The sequence below is a fragment of the Pseudomonas sp. P5_A12 genome (assembly GCF_056400685.1).
The window spans coordinates 1-11,330 of sequence record NZ_JBFUKU010000185.1 but is presented as its reverse complement, the minus strand read 5'-3'; the positions used below and the strand labels follow the sequence as shown (position 1 = coordinate 11,330).

Below are 11,330 nucleotides of genomic sequence, written 5' to 3'. Positions count from 1 at the left end.
GCCCACTGTCACGGCATGGACTCGGCGACAAGGCAACGCACTGGGGTCGCATTTTCACCGATGCAACTGCCATTGCAACGGGCGCCTCCCACTCCGCAGCCATTCGAAAAGACGGCAGCTTGTGGGTATGGGGTAAAGGATACGCCATCGAACCGGAGCGCTTTCGGGACCAAGTCACCTGTGTCGCGGCTGGCTCCAGTGCGACAATCGCGCTCTTGGATGATGAAAGTGTATGGCAGTGGAACTCCGGCGAAGAGCCCCATCGAGTACTTCTGATTCAGTAGAGAGCGTCAGGCAAAAAAAAACCCGCATGTCGCCATGCGGGTTTTTTTCATTCAGCGCCTGATCAGGCAGCCGGCTCCAACTCTTCGCTAGCAGGTGCAATGGCAGTCACCACCGCTTGCCCGCTCAACGCCAGGTCCAGCAGTTCGCGGTTGGCCACCGCGTACATGGCGTAGTCCGTACCGCTGGCGGCACGCAGTTCCACGAGCATGGCGCGCCAGCGTTCGATCATGCCTTCGTGCGCTTCCATCCACAGCGTCAGGCGTGTTTCCACGTCTTGACTGCCGTCGCCCTGTTGCAGGACGGAGATGGTGATCGCACGTTGTTGCCAGTCGACGTCATCACGGAACGCTTCACGGGCCAGGGCCTGCCAGTTGTTTTCAACCGGCAGAGCGCTGATCTGTTGCAGGTACCAGGTGATGTCCAGCGCGCTGCCGACAGCGAAGTAAGCCTTCGCGACGTCTGCTGCGTTCTGCCCAGTCACGTCCGACGCTTCGATGATCGGCAGCAAGGTGTACAGGTGAGTGGTGCCTGCAACCATGCGCGCCAACAACTCAGGGACGCCAGCTGCGACGTAAGCCTGATAGCGGGTCTGCCAGCCTTCACGTGTCGGGCCTTCCAGCAGTTCGTCGAGCTTGAGGCCCAGCGCTGCCAGATGTGGACCGAAGTGCGCGACGTCACGAGCCGCATTCTGCTCGTTGCGACGGCTGCGCAGGAACCAGCGCGTGGCGCGGCGGCCCAGACGCATCAGCTCGTCCATCAGCTCCAGTTGCACGTCGGCGGAAACCTGGTAGTCCAGGGCTTCAATCTGACGGAACCAGTGCGGGAGGTGGAAAATGTCACGCACGATCACGTAAGCGCCCGCCACGTTCGCCGGGCTCATGCCGGTCGACTCTTTGAGTCGTTGAACGAAGGTGATGCCCATGTGGTTGACCAGGTCGTTGGCGATCTGGGTGCTGACGATTTCGCGCTTCAGACGGTGACGGCGCATGGCGGCGGAGAACTTGCTCACCAGGGTCGGCGGGAAAGCGGTTTCCATGTCGCGGGTCAGGTAGTCGTCATCCGGCACCAGGGAGTTGAGCAACTGCTCCTTGAGGTCGATCTTGCTGTAGGAGATCAGCACCGAGAGCTCGGCACGGGTCAGGCCATGGCCTGTCGCAACGCGCTCGTTGATCGCTTCTTCCGCGGGCAGGAACTCGATGGCGCGATCCAGCTTGCCACGGCTTTCCAGATCATTCATCAGGCGCTTGTATTCAGCGATACGCGGCAAGGCACGTCGCGCTGCCAGGGACAACGCCTGAGTCTGCTTGTAGTTGTTGCCCAGCACCAGATTGCCGACTTCGTCGGTCATGCTCGCCAGCAACTGGTTACGTTGCTTGTCGGTCATGTCACCGGCGTGAACCACTTCGTTCAGCAGGATCTTGATGTTCACTTCGTGGTCGGAGCAGTCCACACCACCGGCGTTGTCGATGAAGTCGGTGTTGGAGCCGCCGCCATTGAGACCGAATTCGACACGACCCAGCTGAGTCATACCGAGGTTACCGCCCTCGCCCACGACTTTGCAGCGCAGCTCGTTGCCGTTCACGCGCAGTGCATCGTTGGCCTTGTCGCCGACATCGGCGTGGGTTTCGCTGCTGGCTTTGACGTACGTACCAATACCGCCGTTCCACAACAGGTCTACCGGTGCCTTGAGCAAGGCATTGAGCAGTTCGGTCGGGGTCAGCTTGTCGGCCTGTATGTCGAAGCGCTCTTTCATCTGCGGGGAAATCGCGATGCTTTTCGCGCTACGGGAAAAGATCCCGCCGCCTTCGGACATGATGCTGGTGTCGTAATCCGACCAGGCCGAACGCGGCAGGTCGAACAGGCGCTGACGTTCAGCGAAGCTGTTCGCCGGCTCCGGATTCGGGTCGATGAAGATGTGCAAGTGGTTGAACGCGGCCACCAGTTGCAGCGTCTCGGACATCAACAGGCCGTTACCGAATACGTCACCGGCCATGTCGCCGACACCGACCACGGTGATGCTGTCTTTCTGAACATTGATGCCGCGTTCGCGGAAGTGACGTTGAACGCCGACCCACGCGCCCTTGGCGGTAATGCCCATTTTCTTGTGGTCGTAACCGGCGGAACCGCCGGAAGCGAACGCGTCACCCAGCCAGAAACCGTAGTCGATGGCGATGCCGTTGGCGATGTCGGAGAAGGTCGCAGTGCCCTTGTCCGCCGCAACGACCAGGTACGGGTCATCATCGTCATGACGCACGACGTTGGCCGGCGGAACCAGCGCGCCGTCTTTCAGGTTGTCGGTGATGTCCAACAGGCCCGAAATGAAGATGCGGTAGCAGGCAATGCCCTCGGCCGCGATCTCGTCACGGCTGCCGCCCAGTGGCAGGCGACGAGGCAGGAAGCCGCCCTTCGCGCCCACGGGCACGATGACCGAGTTCTTCACTTGCTGGGCTTTTACCAGGCCCAGGACTTCGGTGCGGTAGTCTTCTTCACGGTCCGACCAGCGCAAGCCACCACGCGCCACGTTGCCGAAGCGCAGGTGCACACCTTCGACGCGAGGCGAGTATACGAAGATTTCGAACTTCGGTACGGGCTTGGGCAGCTCTGGAATCTGGTGCGGGTTGAACTTGAAGCTGAAGTACGACTTGTTATGGCCGTTGGCATCAGTCTGATAGAAGTTGGTACGCAGGGTGGCCTTGATCAGGTCCAGGTAGCGACGCAGGATGCGGTCTTCGTTCAGTACCTGAACGTCGTCCAGTGCGCTCAGAATCGCGTGTTCCAGACGTTGCTGCTTGTCTTCCAGATCGTCGCCCGACAGCTTGCGCGCCAGGTAGAAACGGGTTTTGAACAACCGGGTCAACTCGCGAGCGATGTCGGTGTGGTTGTTCAGGGTGCTGGCGATGTAGCCCAGGTCGAAGCCCAGACGAATCTGCTTCATGTAGCGCGCATAAGCACGCAGCAGCGCCACATCGCGCCATGGCAGGCCGGCGGTGAGTACCAGGCGGTTGAACGCATCGTTCTCGGCATCGCCACGCACGATGTGGACGAACGCGTCCTGCAGCGTGTCGTTGAGTTGCTGGATGTCGAGTTCCAGGCCTTCGGCAGCGGTGAACGCGAAGTCGTGAATCCAGAACTCCCGGCCATTGGTGTGACGCAGGCGATACGGGAATTCACCCAGTACGCGCAGGCCGAGGTTTTCCAGGATCGGCAACACGTCGGACAGCGCCAACGGCGTATCGGCGTGGTACAGCTTGCAGTGCAGCATGCGCTGGCCGGATACCTGACCCAGTGGCTGATAGAAGCTCATCACMAATGGATTTTTTTCGTTCAGGCTCAGCAGGTGTTGCATGTCGACCACAGCCGAATGGGCTGCGAAACGCTCGCGGTAACCGGCCGGGAAACCTTTCGGGAAGTCAGCCAGCACGTTGGTGCCGCTCGCCTCTCCGAAACTTTCAACCGTCAGGCTGGCGTAGTCGTCCTGCCAGCTGCGGCAGGCCTGCACCACTTCTTTTTCCAGCAGGACCGGGTCGATGTCGATGCGGTTTTTCGGGTCGACGCGCAGGATCAGTTGCACGCGGGCCAGCACGGACTCGGAGAAGAACGTCCAGAACTCGCAATCCGAGGCTTTCAGGCGATCCATCAGCACTTGCTGGATCTTCTGGCGCACTTCGGTGGAGTAGATATCGCGTGGCACGTAAGCCAGGCAGTAGCAGAAACGGCCGTACGGGTCTTTGCGCAGGAACACGCGGATCTTGTTGCGTTCCTGGATCTGCACGATCGACATCACGGTGCTGAACAGTTCGTCGACCGGAGTCTGGAACAGGTCATCGCGCGGCAGCACTTCGACCACCTGCGCCAGTTCCTTGCCCAGGTGAGCCTTGGCCTGGAAGCCGGAACGGCGTTCGATTTCTTCGACCTTGCGGCGGATGTACGGAATAACCCGCACGCTCTCGCCATACACCGAAGAGGTGTACAGGCCCATGAAACGGCATTCCTTGATCACGTTGCCGTGGGCATCGATTTCACGGATCGACACGTAATCCGGGTAAGCCGGACGGTGTACACGGCTTGGGTGCGCGGCCTTGGCGAACGACAACAGGGTCGGTTCACGCAGGTAGTTCACGGCGTAGTCTTCGATGCGCAGGTCATCGTAGCTCAGGCCGGTGCGCAGCAGTTTGGTCAGGCCGAGGAAGGAATCCTGGTCGTAGACGATGTGACCGCCGTCGGCTTCATCGCGAACCACAAACTCTTCGTAGCCCAGGAACGTGAAGTGGTTGCCCACCAGCCATTCCAGGAAGCTTTTGATTTCGGCTTTTTCTTCAGGGTCGACTGAAAACTGGCTGTTATCCAGGCCAGTGAGGATTTCCTGGACCTTGGTTTTCATCGGCTCGAAATCGGCGACCGCGACGCGGACTTCACCGAGCACCTGTTCCAGCTCTTTGCTCAGGACATTGAGCTCGGCTGTGTTGGCGCAACGGTCGATTTCCAGGTACATCAGCGATTCTTGAAGAATGCCTTCGCCCTGGGTGCCTTTGGGCAGGACTTCCAGCAACTCGCCTTTGCTGCCGCGACGAACGCTCAGCACAGTGGTTTGCAGGGTATGAATGCTGTAGCCGCGACGGTTCAGCTCGGTACGCACCGAGTCCACCAGGAATGGCAGGTCGTGGTGCAGCACTTCGACCGCGGTGTGGGTCGACTGCCAGCCGTGGCGTTCGTAATCAGGGTTGTAGACGCGCACTTGCGGTTGCGCGTGATCGAAGCGCTCAAGCAGGCGCCATGCAGAAAGGGTGCAGCCGGCGAGGTCGGACAACCGACGTTGGGTCAGCTCGTCGAGGGAAATGATGCCGAAGAATTGTTCAGCAAACAGCGCCACTTGTGGCAGTGCCTGTTCACTGATGTGCTGTGCCAGTGCCGCTTGCAGTTGGTGCTGGAAGTCGGCTTTGCTGGCTGCGGTGAAGAACGCCATCTGTGGTACTCCGCTTGGGCTTGTTATTGATGGAAGCGTCGCGTGCAAAACCCCTTTCGGGGCGATCCGTCACCCTGTTCCTGATTCTCGGGCAGAGGAAACAGGGGGACAGGTGGGTGAAGCTGGACGAGACACTCGGGTCACATTCACCTTCCATGAATGGGCATCTGCAAAAACGACTGGACTGCGTGCAGCGCAATGCCTTTACAGGTGCTCATCCGTTGCGCAGCTTAACGAGTGCGGCAAGGCCCATGCTTGCGGTGCTGCGACATATTCGGTCATCGGTACGCAGCGGGCGGCATACACCTCGAACAACACTAGCAGCCGTGGGCCAAAACGGGCGTTTTATCCCCGGTTTCCGGCACCCGCGTGCCAGAAATGACCCGTAACACTTCAAATGTCCACGCTCCTCCTCTGACACTCATCCGAGCAGAAATTCCCTTGTGCTGGCAGAATTGCGTTTTGTTCGTCTTCACCATGCTCGTCGAGCCAGGAATTCCTCATGCAAATGACCACCGCCCTCTTGATTGTGAACCCTTGCGATGACGAGGAAGACAACATGGCCATGCTCTGCTGCCACAGCGATCAGGGCGAGATGTTCCTGATGACCCGCTACCCGGACGAGGACGAACTGGAAATCACCCTCGACGACGAGCCTTCGACGCTGGACGGCGTAAAAGTCACCCTCAGCCCTACCCGCCTGCTGATCGAAATCGCAGCGGCGGATGCGGATGTGCTGAAAGGGGATGATTCTCTGGAAATCATTCACAACACGGATACCAGCGACCTGGCGGAAGTGGAAGAAACCTTGCAGAACATCCTCAAGGGGACTGGTACCTATATAAGCCAACTAAACTGATCTCTCCCTTTTCGACACTGATCGTTCCCACGCTCTGCGTGGTATGCAGCCTGTGACGCTCCGCGTCACGATTGCGAGGAGGGACGCGGAGCGTCCGATGATGCATTCCCACGCAGAGCGTGGGAACGAGCGCCAATCATTTCCCGCACTTTGCACAAAATGCCGTTAGTCGCCGCCCCCCGCGATGGATTAAAGTAACGCCCCCAGCCCAAGCGTTATTCGAACGCCTTCGGCCACCTTCTCCAGGAACAGTCATCGATGGAACATCGTGAAGCGCTGCTCGCGCTGCGAACCTTTCTTTCAACGCAGATTCTCGGCCAGGAAAAACTCATCGAGCGCTTGCTCATCGCGCTGCTTGCCGACGGCCACATGCTGGTAGAGGGCGCCCCGGGCCTGGCCAAGACCAAGGCCATCAAAGAGCTTGCCGAAGGGATCGAAGCACAGTTCCACCGAATCCAGTTCACCCCCGACCTGTTGCCTGCCGACATTACCGGCACGGAAATCTATCGCCCGGAAACCGGCAGCTTTGTGTTCCAGCAAGGCCCGATCTTCCACAACCTGGTGCTGGCGGACGAAATCAACCGCGCCCCGGCCAAGGTTCAGTCGGCGCTGCTCGAAGCCATGGCCGAGCGCCAGGTCAGTGTCGGGCGCAGCACCTATGAGCTGTCGCCACTGTTTCTGGTGATGGCGACGCAAAACCCGATTGAGCAGGAAGGCACTTACCCGCTACCCGAAGCCCAACTCGACCGTTTCCTGATGCACGTGAAAATCGGCTTCCCGGACGCAGCGGTCGAACGCAAGATCCTCCAGCAAGCCCGGGGTGAGGCCCTGCACGGCGAAACCAAACCGGAACGCCGGGTCAGCCAGCAGGCGATCTTCGCCGCGCGCAAGGAAATCCTCGGTTTGTACATGGCCGACGCCGTGGAGGAATACCTGGTGCAACTGGTCATGGCCACGCGCAACCCCGGCAAGTTCGACCCGGAGATGGCCGACTGGATTGCCTACGGCGCCAGCCCCCGCGGCTCCATCGCGCTGGACCGTTGCGCCCGGGCCCACGCCTGGCTCGCCGGTCGCGACTTCGTCAGCCCCGAGGACATTCAAGCCGTGCTGTTTGACGTGCTGCGCCACCGCATCATTCTGTCCTTCGAAGCCGAAGCCGCCGGCATCGACCAGGACCGGGTGGTCCAGCGGATTCTCGACGTCGTAGCCGTCGCTTGACCCCGATGAACGCCATTGCGCCGCCCGAGCCGGGCATCCGTGTCAGCCTCGCCGAGCTGATCGAGATGCGCCATCGCGTGCGTGAAGTGCAGTTGTTTTCCACGCCGAGCCAGCGCAGCCCGCTGATCGGCCTGCACCACTCCAAATTTCGCGGGCGCGGTGTGGACTTCGACCAGGTGCGGGTTTATCAGGCCGGTGACGATGTGCGCACCATCGACTGGCGCGTGACCGCCCGCACGCAAGAGCCGCACACCAAGCTGTTTCATGAAGAGCGTGAGCGGCCGATTTTCATCATGGTCGAGCAAAGTTGCCGGTTGTTTTTCAGCTCGGGCCTGATGTTCAAATCGGTACTCGCCGCCCAGGCCGCCAGCCTGATTGGCTGGGCTGCGCTGGGCCATAACGATCGGGTGGGCGGACTGGTGTTCGGCGACAACGAGCACTACGAAATCAAGCCCCGGCGCAGCAAACAAAGCCTGCTGCAATTGCTCAACCGACTGGTGCGGGTCAATCAATCGTTGCACACCGAAACCGAACAGAACCGCGACACCCTCAACCTGGCACTGCGTCGGGCGCGAGAAGTGTTGCGGCCCGGCAGTCTGGTTATCGTGATCTGCGACGAGCGCGCCTTGACCGAAGGTTCTGAACAGCAGTTGAGCCTGCTGTCGCGTCATTGCGACCTGCTGCTGCTGCCCGTGTCCGATCCACTGGACCACGCCCTGCCCGCCGCCGGCTTGCTGCGATTTGCCGAACGTGGTGCGCAACTGGAACTCGACACGCTGAATTTCGACCTGCGCCAGACCTATCGCGCGCAAGGTGAAGCGCGCATCGCCCGCTGGGAATTGCTCGCCCAGAAACTACGCGTATTACTGATGCCACTGAGTACCCAGAGCGAAATGGTCGAGCAACTGCGCGAGTACCTGAACCCACAAAAACCGGGGAAAGGTCGATGAGCAGCCTCGATCAACTGCAGCCGCTGATTACCCCGCCGCCCATCGAGTTCTGGCCTCCTGCGCCGGGCTGGTGGTTGTTGCTGTTACTGCTGCCGATGATCGGCTTTGGGCTGTGGCGGATGCGGCACTTGATGGCGCGCAAACGCCCCATCGTTCGCGCCGAACAACCGCTCGATCCGGTGCGCGTCGCCGCGCTGGCTGAACTGGCGCAGATGCCCAAACCCTACGACGGTGCACCGGCCGGCGCCTGGTTGCAGCAGCTCAATGGTTTGCTCAAACGCTTGTGTCGCAACCATTATCCCTACAGCCAGAGCCATACACTCAACGGGCGCAAATGGCTGGCGTTTCTCGACAACCGCTGCCCGGCGGCCGGCCTGACACGCTGGATGGTGCTGGTTGAAGGCGCCTACAAACCCGAATGCAAACTCGACGACAAGGCCATCGCGGGCCTTACCCAAGCCGTCGACACCTGGATTCGCAAACATGTTTGAGTTCGCCTGGCCGTGGGTGTTTGCCTTGCTGCCCTTGCCGTGGTTGATGCGTGTGTTGTTGCCGGTGGCCGACAGCGGCGAGCCGGCGCTCAAAGTCACGTTCCTCAGTGACCTAGAAGGCCTGACCCGCCGCCGCGCCCGGGCAAACCTGCCGGCGTGGCGCCAGCAGGCACCGTTCATACTGCTGTGGCTGTTGCTGTTGATCGCCTCCGCGCGCCCGCAATGGCTGGGTGAACCACTGCCGATTGCGGCCAGTGGCCGCGATTTGCTGGTTGCAGTGGACGTGTCGGGCTCGATGGATTTCCCCGACATGAAGTGGCAAAACGAGGACGTCAGCCGTTTGAGCCTCGTGCAGCATTTGCTCGGCGACTTCCTGGAAAGCCGCGACGGTGATCGAGTCGGCCTGATCCTGTTCGGCAGCCAGGCGTATCTGCAAGCGCCGCTGACCTTCGACCGGCACACCGTGCGGGTCTGGCTCGACGAAGCGCGGATCGGCATCGCCGGCAAGAACACCGCCATCGGCGATGCCATCGGCCTGGCCCTTAAACGTTTGCGCCTGCGTCCGGCCCAGAGCCGTGTACTGATTCTGGTCACGGACGGCGCCAACAACGGCGGCGAAATCGATCCGTTGACCGCAGCGCGGCTGGCGGCTAACGAAGGGGTGAAAATCTACCCCATCGGCGTGGGGGCCAACCCGGAAGACAGTGGCACGCTGAGCTTTCTCGGCGTCAACCCGAGCCTGGACCTCGACGAACCGGCGCTGAAAGCCATCGCCGCTGCCACCGGCGGCCAGTATTTCCGTGCCCATGACGGCAACGAACTGCAAACCATCAAGGACACCCTCGACAAACTCGAGCCCGTCACGCAACAACCCACCCAGGCCCGTCCGGCCCAGGCGTTGTATCACTGGCCGCTGGCGTTGGTGCTGTGGTTGAGCATGCTGCTGGTGGTGCGCGAGCGTTGGCCGGATAACCCGCTGCATCGCCTGTTGACCAAGGATCTGTTCTTGCAATCGCCCCTGCCTGACTGGCGCCAGCGACTCAAACGCCTGCGCCTGCGGAGACGCCGATGAGCGTGCTCTGGCCTTTCTGGTTCCGCCCCGGGTGGTTGCTGGTGTTGCCCGTACTGGCTTGGTTGCTGTGGCAACTCTGGCACCGGCAAAAACGTGCCGGACGCTGGCAGATGATTCTGCCGCCCGCGTTTCACGCCGCCTTGCTCAGTGGTGGTAACGGACGCGACAGCAAACTGCCCTGGGTCGTACTCGGGCTGGCCTGGGGGCTGACCGTTCTGGCGCTGCTGGGGCCGAGTTGGCAACGGGTCGAACAGGCCAGTCAGAAGCCTGCCGATCCACTGGTCGTGGTGCTGGAACTGACCCCGGAAATGCTCGCCACCGACGTAGTGCCGAATCGGCTGGAACAGGCGCGACGCAAGCTGTTTGACCTGCTGCAAGTGCGCAGCGACTCGCAAACGGCCATCGTCGTTTACTCTGGCAGCGCACACACGTTGGTGCCGCTGTCGGATGACCTCTCCACCAGTGGCAACCTGCTGGATGCGCTGAAACCTTCGCTGATGCCTGAGACCGGGCATCGGGCTGATCTCGCGGTGAACAAGGCCCTTGCCTTGCTCAATCAGGCCGCTTTGGGCGATGGCCGGATTCTGCTGATCGGCTCCACCCTGTCCGAGCAAGAGCGCCAAGGTATCCGTCAAGCACTGGACGGGCATTCGACACAATTTTTGATGCTTGGCATTGGCACTGCCGAAGGTGCGCCCGTCGCTCAGGAGGACGGCAGCTTCCTCAAGGACAATGAAGGCGCGATTCTGGTACCGCGCCTGGACAACTCAAGCCTGAAAGCCTTTGCCCACGATCTCGACGGACGCTATCGCCAGGCGCAACTGGACGATGCCGACCTGCGTGCGCTCGGCCTGCTCGATGGCCCGCGCACGCTGCGTAGCGACGGGCAAATGTTGCGCCTCGACACGTGGGCCGACCAAGGTTACTGGCTGTTGCTGCCGCTATTGCTGCTGGCGGCGTGTGCCGGGCGCCGCGGCTGGTTGTTCTGCATTCCGCTGCTGTGGGTGCTGCCGCAACCGAGTTACGCCTTCGACTTCCAGGACTTGTGGTTGCGCCCTGATCAACGGGGCCTGCACTTGCTCAAGCAAAACCACCCGGCCCGGGCCGCGCAGTATTTCCAGGACCCGCAATGGCAAGGTGTGGCGCTGTATCAAGCCGGCGACTACAGTGGCGCCGCCCAGCGGTTCGCCCAAGGAAATGATGCCCACGCCCACTACAATCGTGGCAATGCCCTGGCCAAAAGCGGGGAGCTGGAAGCCGCGCTGGATGCCTATGAACAAGCGCTGGAACTTCAACCGGATTTGCGCCCGGCCCTGACCAACAAAGCGCTGGTGGAAAATCTGCTCAAGCAGGAACTCACCCCGCCGCCGGTCGAGCCGGATTCCACCGACGACAGCGATGCACAGAACGCCGAGCAGGAACAGTCGCCAGGAGCGCCCACGCAATCGACGAGCAACGGCGATCCGCAAATCGATGCTCAACAGGCCACACC

At 61.1% G+C, this 11,330-nt stretch carries 8 protein-coding genes; 7 read left to right on the top strand and 1 reads right to left on the bottom strand.

The window, feature by feature from the left end:
• A partial coding sequence (locus tag AC1DSG_RS21320; RefSeq protein WP_477792659.1) for a hypothetical protein occupies nucleotides 1-284 on the top strand: 284 nt, incomplete at its 5' end.
• Between the two features lie 62 nt (nucleotides 285-346).
• On the opposite strand, the gene AC1DSG_RS21315 is transcribed toward AC1DSG_RS21320, so the two are convergent.
• Nucleotides 347-5,248, bottom strand: coding sequence for an NAD-glutamate dehydrogenase (locus AC1DSG_RS21315; protein ID WP_477792658.1), 4,902 nt, complete (start codon nucleotides 5,246-5,248; stop codon nucleotides 347-349).
• A 502-nt stretch (nucleotides 5,249-5,750) separates the two neighbouring features.
• On the opposite strand from AC1DSG_RS21315, the gene AC1DSG_RS21310 reads away from it, so the two are divergent.
• From AC1DSG_RS21310 to AC1DSG_RS21285, 6 genes are all read left to right on the top strand, one after another.
• A complete protein-coding gene (locus AC1DSG_RS21310; protein ID WP_477792657.1) occupies nucleotides 5,751-6,107 on the top strand; it encodes a hypothetical protein in 357 nt (118 codons plus the stop codon).
• A gap of 258 nt (nucleotides 6,108-6,365) precedes the next feature.
• Nucleotides 6,366-7,325, top strand: coding sequence for an AAA family ATPase (locus AC1DSG_RS21305; protein WP_007948046.1), 960 nt, complete (start codon nucleotides 6,366-6,368; stop codon nucleotides 7,323-7,325).
• 5 nt (nucleotides 7,326-7,330) lie between these two features.
• Nucleotides 7,331-8,275, top strand: coding sequence for a DUF58 domain-containing protein (locus AC1DSG_RS21300; RefSeq protein ID WP_477792660.1), 945 nt, complete (start codon nucleotides 7,331-7,333; stop codon nucleotides 8,273-8,275).
• Nucleotides 8,272-8,766, top strand: coding sequence for a DUF4381 domain-containing protein (locus tag AC1DSG_RS21295; RefSeq protein WP_477792656.1), 495 nt, complete (start codon nucleotides 8,272-8,274; stop codon nucleotides 8,764-8,766). Before AC1DSG_RS21300 ends, AC1DSG_RS21295 begins: the two co-directional genes overlap by 4 nt.
• A complete protein-coding gene (locus tag AC1DSG_RS21290) occupies nucleotides 8,759-9,838 on the top strand; it encodes a vWA domain-containing protein (RefSeq protein WP_477792655.1) in 1,080 nt (359 codons plus the stop codon). The genes AC1DSG_RS21295 and AC1DSG_RS21290 overlap by 8 nt, the downstream gene beginning before the upstream one ends.
• The coding region (locus tag AC1DSG_RS21285; RefSeq protein ID WP_477792654.1) for a tetratricopeptide repeat protein at nucleotides 9,835-11,330 on the top strand (1,496 nt) is incomplete at its 3' end. The genes AC1DSG_RS21290 and AC1DSG_RS21285, both read left to right, overlap by 4 nt.

Coding starts and splice junctions, on each gene's coding strand:
- AC1DSG_RS21310 (WP_477792657.1), top strand. CDS start 5,751: ATGCAAATGACCACCGCCCTCTTGATTGTGAACCCTTGCGATGACGAG.
- AC1DSG_RS21305 (WP_007948046.1), top strand. CDS start 6,366: ATGGAACATCGTGAAGCGCTGCTCGCGCTGCGAACCTTTCTTTCAACG.
- AC1DSG_RS21300 (WP_477792660.1), top strand. CDS start 7,331: ATGAACGCCATTGCGCCGCCCGAGCCGGGCATCCGTGTCAGCCTCGCC.
- AC1DSG_RS21295 (WP_477792656.1), top strand. CDS start 8,272: ATGAGCAGCCTCGATCAACTGCAGCCGCTGATTACCCCGCCGCCCATC.
- AC1DSG_RS21290 (WP_477792655.1), top strand. CDS start 8,759: ATGTTTGAGTTCGCCTGGCCGTGGGTGTTTGCCTTGCTGCCCTTGCCG.